Below are 22,211 nucleotides of genomic sequence, written 5' to 3'. Positions count from 1 at the left end.
ATTTGCCTTGCAAACAACAAAATCGTCATTTGCAAAGCCTGTCGAGTATAACACCCTCCTGACCCATGAGCCAGATACCCCCCTCAGGCGACCTCGATGCCACTCGCCAGGCCATGACCGCCGGTCAGACCTCCCCCCAGCGGGTTTTCGAACAGGCCCTGGCCACGGCCCAAAGTGACGCCTGCCGCCACGTTTTCATGCCGGGGAGCCCAAACCTCGCCGGAACGGCGGAAAACCCCGTTTCGAACGCTGCAGGCCTTCCGCTTGCCGGTATCCCGGTATCGGTCAAGGACCTGTTCGACGTGGCAGGCCACACCACCGCAGCCGGATCCACCGTACTGGCAGGCGCCGCGCCTGCCGCAGAAGATTGCCCTGCCGTGGCACGTCTGCGCGCTGCCGGCGCCACGTTCATGGGGCGTACCAACATGGTCGAGTTCGCCTTCTCCGGCGTCGGCATCAACCCGCACTACGGCACACCCGTCAACCCGGCCGACCCGAAGGTGGCGCGTATTCCCGGGGGCTCGTCCTCCGGTGCGGCAGTCTCGGTGGCCACGGGTGCGGCACTGGTCGGGCTCGGCTCCGACACCGGCGGATCGATCCGTATCCCGGCGGCGCTTTGCGGCATCGTCGGCTTCAAAAGCACCGCGCGCCTGGTGCCCACGCAAGGCGCCCTACCCTTGTCCACCAGCCTGGACACCGTGTGCGCCCTGACCCGTTCAGTGCGCGACGCAGTCACCGTGCATGAGGTCCTGGCGGCACGCAAGGTCCAACTGGCCGGCAAACCTCTCGCCTCCTGTCGCCTGGCCGTTGCCCGCACCGTGATGCAGGACCACCTGGACAACACCGTCGCCGAGGCGTTTGGGCGCAGCCTGCGAATCCTTCGCCAGGCGGGCGCGCATATTGAAGAAATCGACCTGGAAGAGATCGGCGAGCTGGCCGCCATCAATGCCACCGGCGGCCTTTCGGCGGCGGAAAGTTATGCCTGGCACCGAACGCTGATCACCAGACACCAGGCCGAATACGACCCGCGCGTGGCCTTGCGCATCCTGCGCGGCGCCGGCATGAGCGCGGCCGACTACATCGACCTGCTGGCCGCCCGCAAGGCCTGGGTGGCCCACATGGAAACATGCCTGCAAGGCTTTGACGCCGTGCTCTCGCCCACCGTCCCCATCGTCGCGCCGCCGATCACCGGTGTGCTGGATGACGATGCCGAATTTTTCCGGGTCAACGGCCTGCTGCTGCGCAACACCTCCGTGGTGAACATGCTCGACGGTTGCGCCATTTCCCTGCCTTGTCACACACCCGGCCAGTTGCCCGTGGGCCTGATGCTCTGGCATGCGGCGTTGCATGACGACGCGGTGCTGGACCTGGCCCTGCAGGTGGAGACCGCCCTGTCGAATTCGCTATAAAAACGATAGCTGCTCGCGCTCATTCCTATTGGCTTCAAAGCCTTTTTCTTATAAAAATGTACAAAAACATCTCCCCAGCCCCGCGCCCCGTGCCTGCCCCACATGACCGCGGGAGCCTCGCATGAGGGTTGCCGTCATTGGCGCCGGCATCATCGGCATCACCACCGCTTACGAGCTGGCCCTGGACGGCCACGAGGTCACCGTCTTCGAACGGCGCGGCGCGGCGGCCGAGGAAACCAGCTTTGCCAACGCCGGCCTGGTAGCGCCCGGCTACGTCACGCCCTGGGCTGCCCCCGGCATGCCGGGCAAGGTCATCAGCCATCTTTTCAGCCGCCACGCGCCGGTCAAGCTCGGCCTGCCACTGTCGGCCCGCGACCTGGCCTGGATGTGGAAATGGTTTCGCGCCTGCAAGCTCGAAACCTATCTGGCCAACCGCGCGCGCATGCAGCGCCTGGCTTTTTACAGCCGCGAAAGGCTGCACCACCTGACGGCCGAACTGGAGCTCGAGTACGACGGCAGCCCCGGCTACATGGTGCTGCTGCGCTCTGAAAAAGACGCGAAGCTGGTGCAGCCGGGCCTGGCCGTGCTGCGCGACGCCGGCGTGGTATTCAAGGAGATCGGCCCCGACGAGGTGCGCAAGATCGAGCCGGCACTGAGCCCCGACACCGACTTCCTGGGCGCAGTGCACCTGCCGAACGACGAGGTGGCCAATTGCCGCCAGTTTGCCCTGCTGCTGAAGAACGAAGCCCAGCGCATCGGCGTTAATTTTGAATTCAATACGGCTGTAGCCCAATTGGAACGGGCGCAACCAGCTAGTATTTTGATAGCAGGCGAAGCCAGCCCCCGCGGCTTCGACCATGTGGTCATGTGCGCCGGCCTGGCGTCTGCGGAACTCCTGAGGCCGCTGGGCCTGAAGATTCCCATGGCAGCGGTTTATGGTTACTCCATCAGCGCGCCGATCCGCGAACCGCTGAACGCACCACGCAGCGCACTGATGGACGAGCGCTACAAGGTCGCGATTTCCCGCCTGGGCAACCGCGTGCGCGTGGCGGGCAGCGCCGAAATCGGCGGCACGCTTGAAAGCAAACGGGCATCGTCCATCCAGACGCTGTACAAGGTGCTGCACGACTGGTTCCCGGGTGCGGCCCAGCTCTCCAACACCGGCGCCAGCGTGCAGGAATGGAAAGGCGCCCGGCCCATGCTCCCCGACGGTCCGCCCATCATCGGCGACAGCGGCATTCCCGGCCTCTGGCTCAACCTGGGGCATGGCTCCAGCGGCTGGGCCCTCAGCTGCGGCAGCGCGCGGGCGCTGGTCGACCTGATGGCCGGCAAAAGCGCGGACATCGACATGGAAGGCCTGGGCATCGCCCGCCTGGGCTGAAACCACCCCGCGGCTACGCCCAAAGCCCGGCCTGCCGGGCTTTTTACTTTGCGGGGCCGCACAATCGGGCCATGCGAAAAATTTCCAGCGCCCGCAGCGAGCCACTTCACAGTGTGGCGGCCTCGCGTGAACTTGAACGGCATGCCGCCGCCGGGCTGCCGCCCCACACGCTGATGCAGCGAGCCGGCCTCTCGGTGGCGCGCCTGGCGCTGGCCCTGGCGCCGCATGCGCAGCGCATCTGGATCGCCTGCGGGCCAGGCAATAACGGCGGCGACGGTTTTGAGGCCGCCATGCATCTGCACCAATGGGGCAAAACAGTGGTCGTAACCTGGACCGGCCTGCCCGCCGGAAAAACCAGCCTGCCGCGCGACGCCCATGCCTCGCGCGAGCGCGCCATCGCCGCGGGCGTGCCCATGGCGGCGCAACCGCCCGATGATTTTGATTTCTGCATCGACGCCCTGTTGGGCATAGGCGGCGCGCTGGACCCTGAGCGCCCAGGCACGGCCTTAATCCTGGAGTGGCTGGCGCGAATGCAAGCCGGCAGTGCGCCGCGGCTGGCGGTGGACGTGCCGACCGGCCTGGACGCGGACACCGGGTCTGCTACACATTTGATAGCTGCTTGCGCCCATTCACCGGACGCTACGGCCATTTTTACCTTAAGCCTTTTAACCTTGAAGCCGGGGCTGTTCACCGCCGGCGGCCGGGATTGGGCGGGCCAGGTCTGGTTTAACGATCTTGGCGTCCATGAGACGCAGGCTGCAACACCAGGCCAGACCGACGCCTGGTTGCTGGGCGCCGACCGGGCCGGCCAGCCGCCCCGGTCAGCCAACGCGCATGCCAGCCACAAAGGCAGCTTTGGTGACGTGGCCGTGCTCGGGGGAGAGTCCGCCGCCCACAGCCATATGGCGGGCGCCGCGCTGCTGGCGGCGCGGGCCGCCCTGCATGCCGGCACCGGCCGGGTATTTGTGGCGCTGCTCGGCAAGCCAACCATCGCAGTCGACCCGCAACAACCGGAGCTGATGTTCCGCGCGCCCGAGGCGCTGGACCTCGCACAGCAGGTGGTGGTGTGCGGCTGCGGCGGCGGCGAGGCCGTCAGGGCCATGCTGGCCAGGGTGCTGTCGACAGCCAGGCGGCTGGTGCTGGATGCCGATGCGCTCAATGCCATTGCAGGGGACACGCAGTTCCAGGCGCAGCTCATTGCACGTCACGGCCGCGGCTACCGCACGGTGCTGACACCGCACCCGCTGGAAGCCGCCCGGCTGGCCGGAACCACAGCGGCCGCGGTTCAATCCGACCGGCTGGCTTCGGCCCGGCAGCTTGCCGAACGGTTTCAGTGTGTGGTGGTGCTCAAGGGCTCAGGAACGGTGATCGCGGCGCCGGGCCGCAGCAGCGCCATCAACAGCACCGGCAACGCCCTGCTGGCCACGGCCGGCACCGGCGACGTGCTGGCGGGCATGGTGGGCGCACGGCTGGCGGCCGGGCTGGAGGCTTTCGACGCCGCCTGCAGCGCCGTGTTTGCACATGGCCGCCTGGCCGATGACTGGGCCGCCCAGGCCCCGGGTATGGCCCTGACGGCGTCGGAACTGGCCCGTGCACAAGGCCATCACAAGTGACCTGCGCGGCAGATGGCAGATGAGGCCGATGAGGCCTTACACCAGGATCATCAGCGCGATTTGAATCAGGACGATGAGCACCAGCGCGGACAAATCCACGCCGCCCACCGTGGGGACCACGCGGCGCAGGGGTGCCAGCAAGGGCTCGGTCAGGCGCCCCAGCAAACCATACGCGGATGATCCCGGCTGCACCCACGAGAGGATGGCAAAACCGAGCACCAGGATGAACAGGGTTTGCAGCGCCACCCGGATCAGCATCTTCAGCGCAAAGGACAGCAGCGTCAGCAATACGACAGGCGCAGCCCCGGCAGTCCACACGGTACCCCCCAACAGCAGGCCAAACAACAGGCCCCACAGCAACGCATAGGCCACTGCCAGCAACACGGCCGCCAGAATGCTGGCCCAGTCCACCCGGGACTGCATCACCGGCCTGGGCAGCACGCGGCGCAAGGGCTTGACCAGCCAATCGGTCACGGCCATCACAAAACGGCCGGGCTGGGCCGTCATGTTGACCCGGACCCAGTTCATCCAGGCTCGCAGCAAAGCCGCTGCAATCAACAGGAAGAACAGCGTTTCAAGCAGGAAGGCCAATACGCGTATCAGCATGGGCGGCGTGCCTTATGCGCAGGGAACACAGTCGGGAAAAAGGGTTTGAACTGAAATCTCATGGTGTCCCGATGCCTAACGGCGCGGCTTCTTGCCCTGCTTGCGGCCCGGCGGATTGCCTGCCGCCTTCTTGACAGCCGCCTTGAGGGCCTGGATGGGCGATTTGGGCGCCCTTTCACTGCTGCTGGCGCCGCGGCTGGCTGTGCCGCCGCCGCGGCCGCCTGAGCGCGACTCCGAGCGTTTTCCAGCGCCTTTGCTGCCCGCCTTGCCGCTTCGGGGCTCCGCCGCATGGCGCGAGGCGCCGCGTTCCTGTACAGGCAGTTCCGCCGCATGGCCGCCTGTCTTGTCCTTCATGGCGCGTCCGACCAGGTCCTGGCCCTCGTTCACCAGGCGGAAGTCGATCTTGCGGCCGTCCAGGTCCACCCGGCTGACCTGCACCCGCACCCGCGTGCCGATGGCATATCGGATGCCGGTGCGCTCGCCGCGCAGTTCCTGGCGAGCTTCGTCGAAGCGGAAGTATTCGCCACCCAGCTCGGTGATGTGCACCAGACCTTCGACGTACATCGCATCCAGTGTGACAAAAATGCCGAAGCCCGTGGCCGCGGTGACGACGCCACCGAATTCCTCACCGAGATGCTCGCGCATGTACTTGCACTTAAGCCAGGCTTCCACGTCGCGGCTGGCTTCGTCGGCGCGGCGTTCGTTGGCGCTGCAGTGCAGGCCGGCCGCCTGCCAGGCGAGTTCGTCGGCGCTGGCTTTTTTCGGTTTTTGCGTTGGTTCCTTGACGCGCGCGGCCAGGCGTTTGGACAGCTTGGCCTCAGCCTCGCCCGGCGTGGGCAGGGTCGGGAGCTGGTACTTGGCCTTGTTCAGCACAGCTTTGATGACGCGGTGCACCAGCAAATCGGGGTAGCGCCGGATCGGGCTGGTGAAGTGCGTGTAAGCCTCGTAGGCCAAACCGAAGTGGCCGCTGTTCATCGGCGTATAGATTGCCTGCTGCATGGAGCGCAGCAGCATCGAGTGGATTTGCTGTGCGTCAGGCCGGTCCTTGGTGGCCAGCGCGATCTTCTGGAATTCGCCGGGCGCCGGGTCATCGGTGATGGTCATGCCGATGCCGGCCGCCTTCAGGTAGTTGCGCAGCATCTCCTTCTTCTCGGGCGTTGGGCCTTCGTGCACACGGTACAGGCCCACGTGCTTGCTTTGCGAGATGAAGTCCGCCGAGCAGACGTTGGCCGCCAGCATGGCTTCTTCAATCAGCCGGTGCGCCACGTTGCGGGTGCGGGGGACGATTTTTTCAATCCGGCCTGCTTCGTCGCAAACAATCTGGGTCTCGGTGGTTTCAAAATCCACCGCGCCGCGTTCGCCACGCTCCTTGAGCAGCGCCTGGTACACGTCGTGCAGGTCGAGCAGGTGCGGCACCAGCGCCTTGCGCTGCGCAGCTTCAGGGCCGCGTGTGTTGGCCAGGATGGCGGCGACCTCAGTGTAGGTAAAGCGCGCCTGGCTGAACATCACCGCCGGGTAGAACTGGTAGGCGTGGACCTCGCCCTTGGCATTGACCAGCATGTCGCAGACCATGCACAGGCGCTCGACATTCGGGTTGAGCGAGCAAAGGCCATTCGACAATTTTTCCGGCAACATGGGAATCACGCGGCGCGGAAAATACACGCTGGTAGCGCGGTCGTAAGCGTCGATGTCGATGGCGCTGCCGGTTTCCACATAGTGGCTCACGTCGGCAATCGCCACCAGCAGGCGCCAGCCTTTGCCGCGGCCCACTTTGGCGGGCTCGCAATACACGGCGTCGTCAAAGTCGCGGGCATCTTCGCCGTCGATGGTGACCAGCGGCACGTCCGTCAGGTCAACGCGGTGCTTTTTGTCGGCAGGCCGCACGGCGTCCGGCAGGGTTCGGGCCAGGGCCAGCGCTTCGTCGCTGAATTCATGCGGCACGCCGTACTTGCGCACCGCGATCTCGATTTCCATGCCGGGGTCGTCGATCTCGCCCAGTACTTCCTTGACGCGGCCCACAGGCTGGCCGAACAGCGCCGGCGGCTCGGTGAGTTGCACCACCACCACCTGGCCGGCCTTGGCCGTGCCGGTAGCGCCCTTGGGGATCAGGACGTCCTGGCCGTAGCGCTTGTCTTCGGGTGCAACCAGCCAGACGCCGCTTTCCTGCAGCAGGCGGCCGATGATGGGATTCGAGGATCGTTCAACGATTTCCGTGACGCGGCCCTCGGGCCGATTTTTGCGGTCGTGCCGCACGATGCGGGCCTTGACGCGATCCTTGTGCAGGACTGCACGCATCTCGTTGGGCGGCAGGTAAATATCTGCTTCGCCGTCATCGCGCAATACGAAACCATGGCCGTCTCGGTGGCCGGAAACGGTGCCCTCGAATTCAGCGAGCAAACCGGATGAATGGGCGGACGATCCGCCCGGATGGGAGTGAGTTGTTTTGATAGAAAGTCTCTTTTCGTTGGAGGCTGCCGGGTTTAAGTATGCAGCCGAAATATTTCAGGAAAATTTGAGGGGCCGAGCCTGAGAAAGCATTGAAGTAATGGTACACTGCTAGCTGTGCCCGGGTGGCGGAATTGGTAGACGCGCACGGTTCAGGTCCGTGTATCGCAAGATGTGGAGATTCGAGTTCTCTCCCGGGCACCAGATACACCAAACAGCTTCTCCAGACTCTTAAACTGACTCTGGGGTAAAGCAAGATTAAAGCCACTGTGACCCAGTGGCTTTTTTTGTGGCCGGGCCTCTTCTTCAGGCCCGGTTTAGCGTCCGCAGTATCGTTAATCAAACAGGCACGGCAACCAGGTCATGGCCCTGGGTTCCGACAATGCGGGCCCGGGTGAATTCGCCGACTTTCAGCGTCTTGCTGATTTTCTCGGGCGGTAACAGCTTGACGATGCCGTCGATCTCCGGCGCATCGGCATAAGAGCGCCCGGTGCCACCCTTTCGGCCTAGCGCCGGCGCCGAATCCACCAGCACCTGCATGGTTGCACCTATGCGCTGCTGCAGTTTCTGGCTGGACACCGCTTCGGCCACGGCCATGAAGCGGGCGCGCCGCTCTTCACGCAACGCCAGCGGCAGCATACCGGGAATATCGTTAGCCGTCGCACCTTCTACCGCGCTGTAGGCAAAGCAGCCTGCACGGTCGATTTTGGCCTCGCGCATGAAGTCCAGCAGATGGTCGAACTCTGCTTCCGTCTCGCCGGGAAAACCGGCGATAAAGGTGCTGCGAATCACAATTTCAGGGCAGATTTCGCGCCAGCGCGCAATGCGCTCAAGGTTCTTCTCGCCGCTGGCTGGCCGCTTCATGCGCTTGAGCACATCCGGATGACTGTGTTGCAACGGTACATCCAGATAAGGCAGCACCTTGCCGGTGGCCATCAGCGGCAGCACTTCGTCCACACTTGGGTACGGATACACATAATGCAAGCGCACCCAGGCGCCATACGGCTCGGCGATCTCGCCCAGTGCCTGCACCAGTTCCAGCATGCGCGTCTTGATAGGCTTACCATCCCAGAAGCCGGTGCGGTATTTCACATCGACGCCGTAGGCCGAGGTGTCCTGGCTGATCACCAGCAATTCCTTCACGCCGCCTTCAAACAGGGCGCGCGCTTCGTTGAGCACGTCTCCGATAGGCCGCGACACCAGGTCGCCGCGCATGGACGGGATGATGCAGAAGGTGCAGCGGTGATTGCAGCCTTCGCTGATCTTCAGGTAGGCGTAATGCTTGGGCGTCAGCTTGATGCCGGCAATGCCAAAGGCATTCGGCACCAGGTCCACGAAAGGATCATGCGGCTTGGGCAGGTTCAGGTGCACCGCGTCCATCACCTCCTGTGTGGCGTGCGGGCCCGTCACGGCCAGCACGCTCGGGTGCATCTGGCGCACCAGGTTGCCACCGCCCTCGCCCGCCTTGGCGCCCAGGCAGCCCGTGACGATGACCTTGCCGTTTTCGGCCAGCGCCTCGCCGATGGTGTCCAGGCTTTCCTTGACCGCGTCGTCGATGAAGCCACAGGTGTTGACGATGACCAGGTCCGCACCTTCGAAGGTCTTGGAGGTCTGGTAGCCCTCGGCGCTCAATTGCGTGAGGATCAGCTCGGAATCGGTCAAGGCCTTGGGGCAGCCCAGGCTGACAAAGCCGACGCGCGGCGCGGGCTTGGTGTTTACGGAAACAGGTGGGGAAATAACTTCGCTCATGGGGTGTATTGTCTCAGGTCCCTGATTTCCAGGGACCACCAGAGATTCAACCCCTGGCTTTTAACTCAACGTTTCAGGCCGAAAGCCTGCAGCATCTGCTCGCTCTGCTTTTGCATCTGCTCCTGCATTTGCGTAAAAACGGTTTTGGATTGCTCCACGTAATTGCCCATCATGCCCTGCATCATGGGTGACTGCGCATTCATGAACTGCGCCCACATTTCGGGGCTCAGCCCTTTGGACTGCTCGGCCATCTTGACCTGCAGGTCCATAAAACTCTGCACGTTCTTCTCGAGGTAAGCGCCCATGAAGCTCTGCATCGCATTGCCGTAAAAACGGATGATGTTGGCCAGCACGGCTTCGGTAAACATCGGCGCACCGCCGGTTTCTTCTTCAAGGATGATCTGCAGCAGGATGCTGCGCGTCAAGTCTTCATTGGTCTTGGCATCGCGCACCACAAAATCGGCACTGTCCATCACCAGCTGGCGGACTTCCGTGAGCGTGATGTAGGCCGATGTCTCGGTGTCGTACAGCCGGCGATTCGGGTACTTCTTGATCACACGTGAAGCCGCAGCCTTACCGGCAGCCCGGCCGCTTTTGGCGCCGGAAGTGCCGTCGGCAGAGGCGTCGCCCTGTGAAGGCGGCATGCCGGATGACGGGCTGGTGGATTTGCTTTTTGGCACTGATTTCTCCTCTGAATGACGACCGGCGTCGAAACGCCGGGACTCAATACATTCTAGGAATTCTGATGTACTCAATCCCCTTGGTTTACCCTGTGTGCCAGTCCGCATTACAAAGAATGCAGATCTGGATCAGGAACCGTCGAGGGAATTGGTAGGCGCGATTGGACTCGAACCAACGACCCCCACCATGTCAAGGTGGTGCTCTAACCAGCTGAGCTACGCGCCTAAGGACTGTTCGAAGCTCGTATTGTAGCAAAGCAAAACGGCTATCTTGCTTCGCCCCGAAAATTTGCCGAAAAAAGTCCTGCAGCCGGGTTCAACGTCTCCGCGCGGACCGCACGCCGGGCACTTCGGCCACGATGCCCAGCACCTGGTTCAGTCGGCCTGACTGCGCCACTTCCACCGTGAAGGTCATCCAGGCCGTGCCGCCGCGGTTGTCTTTCACCGACTGTGTCTGCACACCGATGACGTTCATCTTTTCCTTGGCGAATACTTCGGAGATATCGCGCAGCAGCCCCTGGCGGTCGGCGGCTTCCACCGCCACATCCACCGGATACACCGCACCGTCTGCGGTTTTGGGCGAGTTCCATTCAACCTCAATCACGCGGTCAGGACTGCCACTCGCCATGTTGCGGAAGTTGCTGCAATCGCTGCGGTGAATGCTGACGCCCTTGCCCTTGGTGACGAAGCCGAGGATTTCATCGGGCGGGGCGGGCTTGCAGCACTTGGCGAGCTGGGTCAACAAGGAACCCATGCCCACCACCAGCACACCGCCATTGCCTTTTTTGGCATTCGGGTTGGGCGCACGCGCCTTTTTGGCCAGCACGTAGTCGTCCTGGCTCATGGCCGGCTCGGGCGGCCTGAGCATGTTTTCGATCGTGCGCAGGGACAACTCGTCCTTGCCCACCACCTCGAACAAATCATCCGCCGTCTTGAATCCGAGCTGCACCGCCAGGTCGTCCAGCTTCATGGACGTCTTGCCTTCTCGCTGCAGCAGTTTTTCAACCGCTTCGCGGCCCCTGGCAACCGTCTGCTCCATCGCCAGCGCGTTGAACCAAGCGCGCACTTTTGACTTCGCGCGGTGACTGCACAAAAAGCCCAGTTCCGGGTTAAGCCAGTCGCGCGACGGCCCGCCCTCCTTGACGGTGATCACCTCGACCGTCTGGCCGTTTTGCAGCGGGGTGTTGAGCGGTACCATCACGCCGTCAAGGCGCGCGCCGCGGCAGCGATGCCCCAGGCTGGTGTGCACGCTATAGGCGAAGTCCACCGTGGTCGCGCCCTGCGGCAGCTCCACGATGGCCGCGTCCGGCGTCAGCACATAGATGCGGTCTTCAAAGAGCCCCTGCTTGTCATCACGCGCTCGCTGGGCAGCTGGCCCCGAGAGATCGCGCTCCCAGGCCAGCAACTGCCGCAGAACAGCAATCTTGGCGTCGTACTCGCTGCTGGCCGACACGCCCGCGTAGCCTTTGGCCCCCGCCTCCTTGTACGCCCAGTGCGCGGCCACGCCGTGCTCTGCGTGGTCATGCATGGCCTGCGTGCGCACCTGGATCTCCACCGCCCTGCCCGCGTCATCGCGCACCACGGTGTGCAGCGACTGGTAGCCATTGGTCTTGGGTTTGGCGATGTAGTCGTCAAACTCGCCGTCCACCGGCGTAAAGCGCGAATGCACGAAGCCCAGCGCCGCATAGCAGCCCTTCACGTCGGCGGCAATCACGCGCAAGGCACGGATATCAAACACCTGCTCGAAGTCGAGCGACTTGCCGCGCATTTTTTTAACGATGCTGTAGATGTGCTTGGGCCGGCCCTGCACCAGCGCGGCAATGCCGTTCTGGTTCAGTTCGCGCTCCAGCTGCGCACGCAAGGCCTCCATGAAGCCTTCGCGCTCCACGCGTTTTTCATCCAGCAGGCGGGCCGTCTGCTTGTAGGTATCGGGCTCCAGGAAACGGAAGGCCAGGTCTTCCATTTCCCATTTGATCTGCCAGATGCCCAGGCGGTTGGCCAACGGTGCAAACACATGCAGCGACTCGTAGGCCAGCGACAGGGGCGCGGTCTGCCGGGTCGAGGCGTAGTGGCGCAGCGTCTGCAGGCGCGAGGCCAGGCGCAGCATCACCACCCGCAGGTCGCGCGAAAACGCCAGCAGCATCTTGCGAACGTTCTCGGTTTGCGCAGCCGGGTCGTCCAGCAGTTGCGCCTTGGCATTGGCCGAACGCGCCTGGCGCTGCACCTGCACCAATTTGGTGGTCTCTATCGCCAGCGCCGCGTAGTTGGCGCCGAAGGCCTTGGTGATCACTTCCTGCGGCTTGGTCAGGTGCTGGCAGGCATACACCAGGTAGGTGGCCGCCTGCATGGCTTCCGAGCCGCCTATGGTTTTGAGGATGGCCGCCACCGCATCAGCGTGCGCCAGGATGTTTTCGCCTGTGTCGTGCGTTTCACTGGCAATCAGGGGCTCGGCAAACGCCCGGGCACGGGCCAGCGCATGCGGCTGGTCCGGCAGGCTGTCGGCCGTGGCGGTCACGATGGAGGCATTCACCCCCTGGGAGGCTGCGGGGCTACCGGGCCCGACCACATTGCTTTTCATGAAACTTCAGTCAAATAGTTGCGAGGCTGGCAGTGCAGCATTGCGGCACTTACCCAGCATTACCCAATTCAATACCAGGGTGCTACCCAAGCAGGAAACCCGCCACGGCGGTCACCTGGTCCGCAGCCACCAGCGTGGGTGCATGGCCTACGCCGTCAAACTCCACCACGCGGGCGCGCGGGCCGCGGGCCGTCATGGCCTGGGCCGTCTGGGGGCTCAGCAAGTCCGACTGCTTGCCGCGAATCACCAGCGTTTCGGCCTTGATATTGTCGTAGAGCTGCCAGAGCACGGCTTCACCCTGGCGCGCGGAGTCCTCGGTCTCCTGCTTGAAAGGCACGGCGATGGCCGGGTCGTAATGCAGGCGCCACTTGGTATCGGCGGCGTCCGAGACGCGCCTGAGCATGGGACGCGACAGCGCCAACCACTGTTCGGGCGTGTGCGGGCCGAAACTCTGGGAAATCGCCCACATCGCATCGGCCGCCTCCTGCACCGACCCGAAGTGACCGGCCTGCCCCAGATAGGTGCCGATTCGCACGATTGCCTGCCACTGGATGGCCGGCCCGACGTCATTGAGCACCAGCCGGCGCACTGCCGTGGGCAAGGGCAGACCAGGCGTCCCACACACCGCCACGCCGATCAAGCCGCCCATGCTGGTACCCACCCAGTCCAGCGAAACCACGGGCGCCTGCACGTGCAGCTGGCCCAGCAGCGCCAGCATGTCGGCGGCATAGCTCCGCAGCTGGTAGCCCATGGGGTCTTTGAGCCAGTCGCTTTCCCCACGGCCCACCACATCGGGGCAGACCACGCGAATGCCGTCCGGCGCCTGCTCGCACAGCGTGCGCGCCAGTACATCAAAATCGCGCCCCTGCCGCGACAGGCCGTGCACGCACACCACGACGTGCGCGCTGTCCGGCCGGCCCCATTGCCAGTACGCCATGCGATGCCCGCCTGCGGCGTCCGGGCAATTTACGTAGTTCAGCGTAGGTTGGGTCATGGTGCGGCAGTTCAATTCAAAGGCTTGATAATTGCTTGAAAAATCGGTGATGCGCAGCCTGCACCGCGCGCTGTTCAGAATCCCAGCTCAACCATCGTAAATCATCCGGAGAAACATCATGCTCAAAGGTAAAACAGCCCTCGTCACCGGCTCGACCAGCGGGATCGGCCTGGGCATCGCCAAGGCGCTGGCAGCCCAAGGCGCCAACATCGTCATTAACGGCTTTGGCGACGTGGACGGTCCGAAGGCCGAGATCGAGGCGCTGGGTGTACGCGTGGCCTACCATGGGGCCGACATGAGCAAGGTCTCCGACATCGAGGACATGATGCGGTTTGCTGCCGCGCAATTCGGCCAGGTCGACATCCTCGTCAACAACGCCGGCATCCAGCACGTGGCCCGCATCGAAAACTTCCCCGTCGAGAAATGGGACGCCGTGATCGCCATCAACCTGAGCAGCGCCTTTCATGCCAGCCGCCTGGCATTGCCTGCCATGCTGGCAGCCAATGGAGGCAAGGGCTGGGGACGCATCATCAATGTGGCGTCGGTCCACGGCCTTGTAGGCTCCGCCGAAAAGTCGGCCTACGTTGCCGCCAAGCACGGCATTGTGGGCCTGACCAAAGTCACCGCCCTCGAAAACGCCACCACCGGTGTCACCTGCAACGCCATCTGCCCCGGTTGGGTGCTGACGCCCCTTGTGCAAAAACAGGTGGATGCCAAAGCCGCGGCGGGCAACATCAGCAACGAGGCAGCCAAGCAGCAACTGCTGGGCGAAAAAGAGCCTTCGCTGCAGTTCACCACGCCCGAAGAGCTGGGCGCGCTGGCAGTGTTTTTCTGCTCACCCGCGGGTAACAACGTGCGTGGCGTGGCCTGGAACATGGATGGCGGCTGGGCGGCACAGTAAAGATCAAGCCGTTTGCAACATCCGGCCCACATAGTCGCCAATCGCCAGTGAGCTTGTCAGCCCCGGTGATTCAATACCAAAAAGATTGACGAGCCCTGCCACACCGTGATCACGCGGTCCCTGGATCAGAAAATCTTTGGCGGCTTCATCGGGCGCCTGGATCTTGGGACGCATGCCCGAGTAACCCGGCATGAGCGCACCGTCGGCCAATGCGGGCCAGTACTTGCGCACTTCGGCGTAAAAGGCATCGCCGCGCTTCGGGTCCACCACCAGGTCGTCGGGTGACTCGACCCACTGCACATCAGGGCCGAACTTGGCCTGGCCGCCCAGGTCGATGGTCAGGTGCACGCCCAGGCCGGCTGCTTCGGGCACGGGGTAGATCAGGCGGCTGAAGGGCGAACGGCCGGGCAAGGTGAAGTAGTTGCCTTTGGCGTAATGGCTGGGCGGCACATGCTGCGCCGGAAAACCTGCAAAGCGGCTGGCCAGGCGCTGGGCCTGCAGCCCGGCGGCGTTGACGACAGTCCTGGCCTGCAGCTCCGTACCGTCTTTTGCTATTAAATTAATAGCTGCTTGCGCACACTCCGCATGGGTCAGGGGCGAATTGAGCACCACAAGTCCGCCAGCATTCTCAAGATCGCCCTGCAGCGCCAGCATGAGGCCGTGGCTGTCGACAATACCGGTGCTGGGCGAATGCAGCGCCGCCACGCATTCGAGTTGCGGCTCCATCGCCCGGGCTTCTTCGCGGGTCAGCAGCACCAGGTCGTTCACGCCGTTGGCGGCGGCCTTTTCACGGATGGCCTGCAGCTGCGCCACCTGAGCCTCGCTGGTCGCTACGATCAGCTTGCCGCAGCGCTTGTGGCCTATGCCGCGTTCCGCGCAGTAGTCGTACAGCAGGCCCTTGCCTTCCACACACAGCTGCGCCTTGAGCGAACCCTGTGGGTAGTAAATGCCGGCGTGAATCACCTCGCTGTTGCGCGAGCTGGTGCCTGTGCCTATCGCGTCGGCGGCTTCCAGCACAATCACCTCCCTGCCCTGCAAGGCCAGCGCACGCGCCACCGCCAGGCCCACCACACCCGCACCAATCACCACACAGTCGACCTGGTCCATATCAGACGCCCTCGAAACCTTCAATGACGTTGACGGCATTGGTGCCCAGCGCCGCGGCAGCGTAACCGCCTTCGAGCACAAATACCGTGGGCAACCCCAGCTTGCCCAGGCGCTCGCCCAGGCGAATAAAGTCGCCAGGCAGCAGCGCGAATTTGGAGATAGGGTCTTCGGCAAAGGTGTCCAGCCCCAGTGACACCACCAGCGCGTCGGCGCGGTGCTGCTTGATGCGCAGGCATGCCGCTTCCAGCGCCTCAAACCAGCGCAGCACCGTACAGCCGGCGGCCAGCGGCAGGTTCAGGTTAAAGCCCTCGCCCTCGCCCGCTCCGGTTTCATCGGCATGGCCCAGGTAGAACGGGTATTCAGTCAAGGGGTCGCCATGCAGGCTCACGAAAAGCACGTCAGCGCGGTCATAAAAAATGCTTTGTGTCCCGTTGCCGTGGTGGTAGTCCACGTCCAGCACCGCCACGCGCGCGGCGCCGCCGTCCCGAAACGCCTGGGCAGCGACCGCAGCGTTGTTCAGGAAGCTGTAGCCCCCCATGAAATCGGCCCCTGCATGGTGGCCCGGCGGACGGCTGCAACAGAACACGCCGCGCGCGGCGGACTGACCAGTCGCCAACAAGGCGGCAGCCCCAGCGGCGGCATCTGCACCGGCCTTGGCGGCCGTCCAGGTCCCCGCGGAAAGCGGTGATCCGTTGTCCATCGAATAAAGCCCCAGCCGTGCGGTGAAATTGAGGGGCTCCACATCGCTGCGCAAGGTACGCACGGGCCAGACAGAGGGAAAAGGCTGCCGCTGGTCGTTGCCCTCTTCAAGCGCCACCCAGTCGCGCCAGGCATGCTCGAGAAACGCCAGGTAGCGGGCGCTATGCACTTTGGCCAACAGCGCGCGGCTGTCGGCCTGGGGTGTGCGCAGCTCGTGGCCGCGCTCGCTCAGGCGGGCCTTGATGTATTCGGCGCGCGCCGGGGTTTCAAAGCACGGCACGCGCTCACCGCGGTAAAACTCAAACACAGGGGCATGGTCGTGGTGGCTGTCGCTGAAAAAAGTGAGCATGGTGGCGAATGGTTTGGTTCGTTCATGAAAAGGAGGTGATGGTGGTCACCCGAACAGCGCAGCGCGCCGCCATCAAAGTGTGCGCGGGTCGGTCTTCAGCAACACCTCGACCAATGAGCGCAACGTCGCCTTCAGCGGCCCGGCGCCCGGTGTCATCTCCAGCGTGGTTTCGTCCATGTACAGCTTGCGGTTGATCTCCAGCTGGATGCTGTGCCGGTGCCCGGCCGGGTTGCTGTAGCGGCGCACCAGTTCCACGCCTTTATAGGGGTGGTTATAGGCCACGCTGTAACCATGCGCGCGCAGGTGCTCACACACCAGTGTCGACAACGCCTTGCTGGCAGTTGTGCCTTCACGGTCGCCGACCACAAAGTCCGCATGCGCCTCACCCGGAAAATCGGTGGCGCTGCCCGAAGCCACTGCCGGCATGGAGTGGCAGTTGATGTGGATGCTGTAGCCGTGCTGCCGCCAGGCGGCATCAATTGCCTGCGCCACGGCGGCGTGGTAGGGCTTCCAGCACTGCTCGATGCGCGCCTGGATTTCCGCCACTCCCAGTTTGCGGTCATACAGCGGCACGCCTTCGTCGGTGGTGCGCCAGATCAGCCCCTTGCCCAGGCGGACCTTGGACATGACCCGGGGATCGTCGTCTACCGGTTCGGGCCAGGGCGCATCCAGCAGGGACACATCCATTTCGGTGGTGTTGCGGTTGGCGTCCAGGTAGCTTCGGGGGAAATGCGCCTCAACCCAATGCGCACCCAACGCCGGCGCGAAGTCATACAGTTTTTCAACATGAGTGTCTTCGGCGCTGCGCAGCACGGCGAACTCGCAGGCATGCCTGAAATCAGCCGGATACACCGTCCCGCTGTGCGGGGAATCAAGAACCAGCGGAGTGCTTCCGGGCAGGCAGGTAATGGAGGGCATGCCCTGACTTTAGCAGCAGCACATTGGCAAACCAGCGGTAGCGTCCCCGCGGTTCAGCCCCTTCGCAAACTTCCGTTTGTCCTACAGCGTTTTAACTTTTAGCCTCACAACAGCGTGTGGGTACGACCCTTAAATTTCACAGCGGAAAGCCAATCAAGCCGCTTTTTCCAGACGAAAAAGTGCATTCCGAAATTTCAGCCATTGAAGGAAACACCATGCCATCCTTGACCCGCAGACTCTCCGCAACCGTGCTGGCCGCCGCTGCCCTGGCTGCGGCCGCAGGGGCCAACGCCCAAAGCGGTTCGACATCGTCCAACACCACGTCCAGCAGCAATTATTCGTTTTACGCACCGGGCTCGCGCTATTTCGGCCTGAACGTGGGGAGCTCAGACTTTTCCCTGCCAAGCGGTGCCGGCGGTTTTCCTTCCGACAACAGGGACACGTCGTACAACATCTACGGCGGCAGCTATTTCAACAACAACTTCGGACTGGAACTGGGCTATACCGATTTCGGCAAGATCAACCGTGGCGGCGGGCAGACCGATGCAGAAGGCATCAACCTGAGCCTGGTCGGCCGTTTGCCAATGAGCAACTCCTTCAACCTGCTGGGCAAGCTGGGGACGACCTATGGACGCAGCCACGTGTCCGCTGCACCTGCGTCCGGCATTGCAACAGGCAGCGAAAGCAATTGGGGCGTGTCGTACGGCCTGGGTGCCGAATGGGCATTCACCCCTACCTTGTCGGCGGTGCTGCAGTGGGACGAACATGACATGAAGTACCCCGGTGGCGGCAAGGAACGCCTCAGTACCACCAGCATAGGCCTGCGTTACCGCTTCTAGACCGTTGTGGCAGCGTAGCCACCAGCCCAAAGCCCGCATGCCTTTCATGGCATGCGGGCTTTTTCACATTTTCGCTTCATGCATTCACTATCAATTTCATAGCTGCTTGCGCCCGTTCTTCTTTGCTTTCAAGCACTTTCTTCTTATAAAACCGCGGGCAGATGCGGTGCCAGCATCTCCTGCAACAGCCAGATTCCGGCACGGCCCAGGGGGCGCTGGCGTGACCACACGGCGTCCACAGGCACCCTGCGCGGCCAGCCGCGCGCATGAAGTTCGACCAGTTTGCCGGTCGCAAAGCGCGTCACCATCCAGCGTGGAATGGCTGCCCATCCAAAACCCAACACCGCCATTTCCAGCAGCATGAGGTAGCTGGGAGCGGACCAGGCGCTGCGCGACTGGCGCGCCCCATGCGAGCCCCGGGCTCCCTGGGCCCCCTGCTCCATCTCTATATAGGTATCCAGCCGCAGTTCCCTGAAATTGGCCAGAACGTCGGGCGTGATGTCTTTCATGCTGGCCAATGGGTGGGCGGTGGCCACAAACAGCGTGATTTCAGACTGCTCGGCAATCGTGGCCGAACCGATGTCGGGCGGATAGGCGCCTTGGGCGGCTACCACGCCAATGTTTGCCCGCCCTGTTTGCACCAACGACACCAGGTCGCCGTGTTCGGCAATCAGGCATTCAAACTCCAGGTCGGGAAAGCTTTTCTCAAAAGCCGAAAGCATTTCTTCAAACCGGTCAGACTGGTAGGTATCTGACCAGACCACGCTGAGCCTGGGCTCCAGGCCTCCCCCAAGCTGGCTGGCGGTGCGGTCAAGCCGGTCGCTGGCCGCCAGGATTTCCTGCACCTTGCCCAGCATGACCCGTCCGTGTTCCGTCAATGCCGGCTTTCGGCTGCTCCGGTCAAACAGGTTCAAGCCAAGGTCGATTTCCAGATTGGCAATCGCACTGCTCACTGTTGACTGGCTTTTTCCCAGCTTGCGGGCCGCGGCCGAGAACGAACCCAGGGTCGCAGCCTCGGCAAAAGCGGTCAAGGCTTCCGGGGAATGGCGCATGGCGGTCTTCTATCTATTTTTTCGATGATTATTGATTTTAATGTATTCGAAATAACGATGAAAATACCGTCATGACAGTAAGGCATCTCGCCTCAACGGTCGGTAAATCATTTAGAACGCGCGTCATGAGCCTCCAAAAATCCCTGAAAGAACGTTTTTTCCACGCCCTCGGCTTTGAAATTCTGGCCATTGCCATCTGCGCGCCGCTCGGCACCTGGCTCCTCGGTTATTCGCTGGCGCACATGGGCCTGCTGACCCTGATGGTTTCGCTGATGGCGATGAGCTGGAACATGCTGTTCAACGTCCTGTTTGACCGGGCGCAGCGCCGCATGGGCTTTCAGCGCACCCTGGCGGCGCGTGCCGTGCATGCCGTGCTGTTTGAAATCGGCCTGATCATCGCGGTGGTTCCGCTGGCGGCCTGGTGGCTGGACATCGGCCTGTGGGAAGCCTTTGTACTGGACATTGCGATCGTGCTGTTCTTCCTGCCCTATACCTTCTGCTTTAACTGGGCTTACGACCATGTCCGCTCACGGGTGGTGGCGCGCCACGCGCGCAAAGCCCAGATGGCCAGCCGTACGGCCGGCGGGCAGCAGCCGGCGCCCGCGCTGCTTTGTGCAGCGCCCGCCGGCAAGTGTCTTACTTCATCTGCACAGAGCCCGACACGATGACCAATACCGTGCTCTTGCCGGCTTCCACAGGCACTGATGCATCGGCCATTTCGGCCTTGGCCGACATTGCCATCATGCGGGGACGCGGTGGAGAGCCCTGGTCGTTGGCATTCACCGAGACTTCGCGCAGCGAGTAGCCGGCAAAACCAAAACTGCGCGCCACCTCGCTGGCTTTGGCCTTGAAACGCTCAATCGCGAGCGCCTGTGCCTCGCCCTCGACTTTGGCGCGCTGCTCCCGGCTCAATGCAAAACTGACGTTGCCCATGGTCAGGGTCTGGATCTTGCCCGCCGTGCTGGTGATGCGCGGGAAGTCCTTGCCTTCCAGCACCAGTTCGGTGGAGCCCTGCCAGCCATTGATCTTGCCGTCTTTGCCATAGCGCGGATACAGGCTGAAATTCCCGGTGCGCACGTCCATCTGTCCGGGCACTGCCGCCTGCTTGGCCTGGGTCAGCGCGGTCTCAAGCGCCTGCCTGAGCTGGCTTTGCACGACGCCTGCGTCAACACCGTCACGGGTTGTGGTCAATGAAATCGACAACAGGTCCTGCTGCACCTCCACCGAGCCGCTGACCGATAACTGGGCCACGTTCTGCAGGGATTCGTGGAAGTTGGTCTGGGCCATGGCATGGCTACCCAGCACTGCGCCTGCCAACAGGACACACAAAGCGATCGATTTTGGAGCTCGCATCAGAATTACCTTTCGGGGTGGTGAATTTCAGCCGCTTCTGGCTAAAAAAGACAAGCGTGAAATGGAGGGGAAAATCGCGGTGAACATCCGGAACGCTGCAAATCAAGCAGCCTGTTCACCGCAAGTAACCAGGCGCATTCGCCCGGTATTGCTCTTGCAAAGGCCCGCCAGCGCGGTGCCCGGGGAGCGGCCGATTATTTTTACATGTGTTTTTTCAATCGAATGTAGGCGCATTGCCATAGTCAACACGCACACTTGCATGTGGCCGCAACTTTTGTAACAGTGTGTCAAACCGACTGAAAAATGCGACATCCCGCCTTTTCAGCCTTCAAAATGGCTCTGTTACAAATTACCAGATGACTATGACCCAAGCTCAACCCAACGCCCGTGCCGACAAAATCCTGATCCTTGATGACGATGCCCGCATTCGCGATCTACTGCGCCGCTACCTGGCCCAGGAAGGTTTTGAGGTCATCCTCGCCGAAGACAGCAAAGCGCTGAACCGCATCATGCTGCGCGACGCCGTCGACCTGATCGTCCTGGATTTGATGATGCCCGGCGAAGACGGCCTTTCCATCTGCCGCCGCCTGCGCGCCGCCAATGACCGTACGCCCATCATCATGCTGACCGCCAAAGGTGAGGACGTGGACCGCATTGTCGGCCTGGAGGTCGGCGCCGACGATTACCTGGCAAAACCGTTCAATCCCCGTGAATTGCTCGCCCGCATCCACGCCGTGCTGCGCCGCCGGCCGACGGCCGAAGTGCCGGGTGCGCCGTCCAGCGACCAGGAAGTGATTACCTTTGGGCCGTTTTCCTTCGATATGGGCTTGCGCACCCTGCACAAGAACGGCGAAGAGCTGCCGCTGACCACCGGCGAATTCGCCATGCTGAAAACCCTGGTGCGCCACCCGCGGCAGCCGCTGTCCCGCGAAAAACTGGCACAACTGGCACGCGGGCGCGAATTCGAGCCCTTTGACCGCAGCCTGGACGTGCAGGTATCGCGTTTGCGCAAACTGATCGAAGTGGACGCAGCGGTGCCCCGCTACATTCAGACGGTCTGGGGTATTGGCTACGTGTTTGTGCCGGACGGCACGAACTAGCCCCCACGCTTTTCACTGCGCCTTCGGCTTCGTGTAATGCGCTGCCCCCGAGGGGGCCGCCCGCCTGCAGTCCGGCAAAGCCGGCCCTGCGGCTCATGCTGGTAAAAACATGTGCTCCCACTGTGCCCGCTGGAATTTTTCAACCCAGCATGAGCCGCGGAACTGGCTTTGCCAGGCCGCAGGCGGGCGGCCCCCTCGGGGGGGCAGGGAGCCACACGAAGTGAGCGACCGTGGGGGCCTGTATGGCGCGCCAGCAACAGGCGGCAACAGCTTGCCTGCCGCTGCCCAGCTGTATCGTGCTAACGTCCATTTTTCGCCCGCGCTTTGCGGTATGCACTGATCTCCTATGGACGCTACCAACCCAGTTCCCCTCGAAACCGCCCCGGCCCCGCTGGAAATGCGCCCGCGCAGGGGTTTCAGCCTGTTCTGGCGGACCTT

The 22,211-nt window shown here is 63.0% G+C and carries 18 protein-coding genes and 2 tRNA genes; 8 read left to right on the top strand and 12 right to left on the bottom strand.

What is annotated here, in order from left to right:
• Positions 1-65 precede the first annotated feature (65 nt).
• From AC1D13_RS18300 to AC1D13_RS18290, 3 genes are all read left to right on the top strand, one after another.
• Positions 66-1,409 (top strand): amidase, encoded by a 1,344-nt coding sequence (locus AC1D13_RS18300; protein WP_477665852.1) that lies wholly within the window; start codon positions 66-68, stop codon positions 1,407-1,409.
• A gap of 121 nt (positions 1,410-1,530) precedes the next feature.
• Positions 1,531-2,790: a D-amino acid dehydrogenase gene (locus AC1D13_RS18295; RefSeq protein ID WP_477665851.1), complete on the top strand. Its 1,260-nt coding sequence runs from the start codon at positions 1,531-1,533 to the stop codon at positions 2,788-2,790.
• Positions 2,791-2,861: 71 nt separating this feature from the next.
• Complete coding sequence (locus tag AC1D13_RS18290) at positions 2,862-4,403, top strand: NAD(P)H-hydrate dehydratase (protein ID WP_477690052.1); 1,542 nt, start codon at positions 2,862-2,864, stop codon at positions 4,401-4,403.
• A gap of 36 nt (positions 4,404-4,439) precedes the next feature.
• Here the strand turns inward: AC1D13_RS18290 and AC1D13_RS18285 are convergent, their stop codons facing one another.
• Both AC1D13_RS18285 and rnr read right to left on the bottom strand, forming a co-directional pair.
• Positions 4,440-5,009 (bottom strand): YggT family protein, encoded by a 570-nt coding sequence (locus AC1D13_RS18285; RefSeq protein WP_457280552.1) that lies wholly within the window; start codon positions 5,007-5,009, stop codon positions 4,440-4,442.
• Positions 5,010-5,084: 75 nt separating this feature from the next.
• The gene (gene rnr / locus AC1D13_RS18280) at positions 5,085-7,406 is read right to left on the bottom strand and encodes a ribonuclease R (protein ID WP_477665849.1); all 2,322 of its coding nucleotides are present in this window, start codon (positions 7,404-7,406) and stop codon (positions 5,085-5,087) included.
• Positions 7,407-7,573: 167 nt separating this feature from the next.
• Between rnr and AC1D13_RS18275 the strand changes: the two genes are divergently transcribed.
• Positions 7,574-7,658: transfer RNA gene (locus AC1D13_RS18275), tRNA-Leu, on the top strand.
• A 135-nt stretch (positions 7,659-7,793) separates the two neighbouring features.
• Here AC1D13_RS18275 and rimO read toward each other — a convergent pair.
• The 5 genes from rimO to AC1D13_RS18250 form a co-directional block, all read right to left on the bottom strand.
• On the bottom strand, positions 7,794-9,203 hold the full coding sequence (rimO, locus tag AC1D13_RS18270; protein ID WP_457280550.1) for a 30S ribosomal protein S12 methylthiotransferase RimO: 1,410 nt from the start codon (positions 9,201-9,203) through the stop codon (positions 7,794-7,796).
• A gap of 65 nt (positions 9,204-9,268) precedes the next feature.
• A complete protein-coding gene (gene phaR, locus AC1D13_RS18265) occupies positions 9,269-9,847 on the bottom strand; it encodes a polyhydroxyalkanoate synthesis repressor PhaR (protein ID WP_457280980.1) in 579 nt (192 codons plus the stop codon).
• A 185-nt stretch (positions 9,848-10,032) separates the two neighbouring features.
• Positions 10,033-10,109 (bottom strand) — tRNA-Val (locus tag AC1D13_RS18260).
• 90 nt (positions 10,110-10,199) lie between these two features.
• Positions 10,200-12,461, bottom strand: a complete 2,262-nt coding sequence (locus AC1D13_RS18255) for a RelA/SpoT family protein (RefSeq protein ID WP_457280549.1) — start codon at positions 12,459-12,461, stop codon at positions 10,200-10,202.
• 82 nt (positions 12,462-12,543) lie between these two features.
• Positions 12,544-13,455, bottom strand: a complete 912-nt coding sequence (locus tag AC1D13_RS18250; protein WP_477665848.1) for an alpha/beta fold hydrolase — start codon at positions 13,453-13,455, stop codon at positions 12,544-12,546.
• A gap of 118 nt (positions 13,456-13,573) precedes the next feature.
• Here AC1D13_RS18250 and AC1D13_RS18245 point away from each other — a divergent pair, with 118 nt between their 5' ends.
• A complete protein-coding gene (locus AC1D13_RS18245; RefSeq protein WP_477690051.1) occupies positions 13,574-14,356 on the top strand; it encodes a 3-hydroxybutyrate dehydrogenase in 783 nt (260 codons plus the stop codon).
• Between the two features lie 3 nt (positions 14,357-14,359).
• Here the strand turns inward: AC1D13_RS18245 and AC1D13_RS18240 are convergent, their stop codons facing one another.
• From AC1D13_RS18240 to AC1D13_RS18230, 3 genes are all read right to left on the bottom strand, one after another.
• The gene (locus AC1D13_RS18240) at positions 14,360-15,463 is read right to left on the bottom strand and encodes an NAD(P)/FAD-dependent oxidoreductase (protein WP_477690050.1); all 1,104 of its coding nucleotides are present in this window, start codon (positions 15,461-15,463) and stop codon (positions 14,360-14,362) included.
• 1 nt (position 15,464) lies between these two features.
• Positions 15,465-16,511 (bottom strand): histone deacetylase family protein, encoded by a 1,047-nt coding sequence (locus AC1D13_RS18235; RefSeq protein ID WP_477665845.1) that lies wholly within the window; start codon positions 16,509-16,511, stop codon positions 15,465-15,467.
• Positions 16,512-16,583: 72 nt separating this feature from the next.
• Complete coding sequence (locus AC1D13_RS18230) at positions 16,584-17,429, bottom strand: N-formylglutamate amidohydrolase (protein ID WP_477690049.1); 846 nt, start codon at positions 17,427-17,429, stop codon at positions 16,584-16,586.
• A 215-nt stretch (positions 17,430-17,644) separates the two neighbouring features.
• On the opposite strand from AC1D13_RS18230, the gene AC1D13_RS18225 reads away from it, so the two are divergent.
• The gene (locus AC1D13_RS18225) at positions 17,645-18,268 is read left to right on the top strand and encodes an outer membrane beta-barrel protein (RefSeq protein ID WP_477665843.1); all 624 of its coding nucleotides are present in this window, start codon (positions 17,645-17,647) and stop codon (positions 18,266-18,268) included.
• 143 nt (positions 18,269-18,411) lie between these two features.
• Here AC1D13_RS18225 and AC1D13_RS18220 read toward each other — a convergent pair whose 3' ends face one another.
• Positions 18,412-19,320: a LysR family transcriptional regulator gene (locus AC1D13_RS18220; protein WP_477690048.1), complete on the bottom strand. Its 909-nt coding sequence runs from the start codon at positions 19,318-19,320 to the stop codon at positions 18,412-18,414.
• Between the two features lie 125 nt (positions 19,321-19,445).
• Between AC1D13_RS18220 and AC1D13_RS18215 the strand changes: the two genes are divergently transcribed.
• Complete coding sequence (locus AC1D13_RS18215) at positions 19,446-19,988, top strand: multidrug/biocide efflux PACE transporter (protein ID WP_457280541.1); 543 nt, start codon at positions 19,446-19,448, stop codon at positions 19,986-19,988.
• Here the strand turns inward: AC1D13_RS18215 and AC1D13_RS18210 are convergent.
• Positions 19,957-20,673: an SIMPL domain-containing protein gene (locus tag AC1D13_RS18210; protein WP_457280540.1), complete on the bottom strand. Its 717-nt coding sequence runs from the start codon at positions 20,671-20,673 to the stop codon at positions 19,957-19,959. The two genes, AC1D13_RS18215 and AC1D13_RS18210, sit on opposite strands and share 32 nt — an antisense overlap.
• 362 nt (positions 20,674-21,035) lie before the next feature.
• Between AC1D13_RS18210 and ompR the strand changes: the two genes are divergently transcribed.
• On the top strand, positions 21,036-21,773 hold the full coding sequence (gene ompR, locus AC1D13_RS18205) for an osmolarity response regulator transcription factor OmpR (protein WP_007866319.1): 738 nt from the start codon (positions 21,036-21,038) through the stop codon (positions 21,771-21,773).
• Positions 21,774-22,211 lie beyond the last annotated feature (438 nt).

The sequence above is a fragment of the Polaromonas sp. P1_E12 genome (assembly GCF_056405975.1).
The sequence above is the reverse complement of the archived record's forward strand: the minus strand, read 5'-3'. Positions and strand labels throughout refer to the sequence as shown.

Bases quoted from the DNA above. Each gene is read 5' to 3' on its own strand.
- AC1D13_RS18300 (WP_477665852.1), top strand. From the start codon at position 66: ATGAGCCAGATACCCCCCTCAGGCGACCTCGATGCCACTCGCCAGGCC.
- AC1D13_RS18295 (WP_477665851.1), top strand. From the start codon at position 1,531: ATGAGGGTTGCCGTCATTGGCGCCGGCATCATCGGCATCACCACCGCT.
- AC1D13_RS18290 (WP_477690052.1), top strand. From the start codon at position 2,862: ATGCGAAAAATTTCCAGCGCCCGCAGCGAGCCACTTCACAGTGTGGCG.
- AC1D13_RS18285 (WP_457280552.1), bottom strand. From the start codon at position 5,009: ATGCTGATACGCGTATTGGCCTTCCTGCTTGAAACGCTGTTCTTCCTG.
- rimO (WP_457280550.1), bottom strand. From the start codon at position 9,203: ATGAGCGAAGTTATTTCCCCACCTGTTTCCGTAAACACCAAGCCCGCG.
- phaR (WP_457280980.1), bottom strand. From the start codon at position 9,847: ATGCCGCCTTCACAGGGCGACGCCTCTGCCGACGGCACTTCCGGCGCC.
- AC1D13_RS18255 (WP_457280549.1), bottom strand. From the start codon at position 12,461: ATGAAAAGCAATGTGGTCGGGCCCGGTAGCCCCGCAGCCTCCCAGGGG.
- AC1D13_RS18250 (WP_477665848.1), bottom strand. From the start codon at position 13,455: ATGACCCAACCTACGCTGAACTACGTAAATTGCCCGGACGCCGCAGGC.
- AC1D13_RS18245 (WP_477690051.1), top strand. From the start codon at position 13,574: ATGCTCAAAGGTAAAACAGCCCTCGTCACCGGCTCGACCAGCGGGATC.
- AC1D13_RS18240 (WP_477690050.1), bottom strand. From the start codon at position 15,463: ATGGACCAGGTCGACTGTGTGGTGATTGGTGCGGGTGTGGTGGGCCTG.
- AC1D13_RS18235 (WP_477665845.1), bottom strand. From the start codon at position 16,511: ATGCTCACTTTTTTCAGCGACAGCCACCACGACCATGCCCCTGTGTTT.
- AC1D13_RS18230 (WP_477690049.1), bottom strand. From the start codon at position 17,429: ATGCCCTCCATTACCTGCCTGCCCGGAAGCACTCCGCTGGTTCTTGAT.
- AC1D13_RS18225 (WP_477665843.1), top strand. From the start codon at position 17,645: ATGCCATCCTTGACCCGCAGACTCTCCGCAACCGTGCTGGCCGCCGCT.
- AC1D13_RS18220 (WP_477690048.1), bottom strand. From the start codon at position 19,320: ATGCGCCATTCCCCGGAAGCCTTGACCGCTTTTGCCGAGGCTGCGACC.
- AC1D13_RS18215 (WP_457280541.1), top strand. From the start codon at position 19,446: ATGAGCCTCCAAAAATCCCTGAAAGAACGTTTTTTCCACGCCCTCGGC.
- AC1D13_RS18210 (WP_457280540.1), bottom strand. From the start codon at position 20,673: ATGCGAGCTCCAAAATCGATCGCTTTGTGTGTCCTGTTGGCAGGCGCA.
- ompR (WP_007866319.1), top strand. From the start codon at position 21,036: ATGACCCAAGCTCAACCCAACGCCCGTGCCGACAAAATCCTGATCCTT.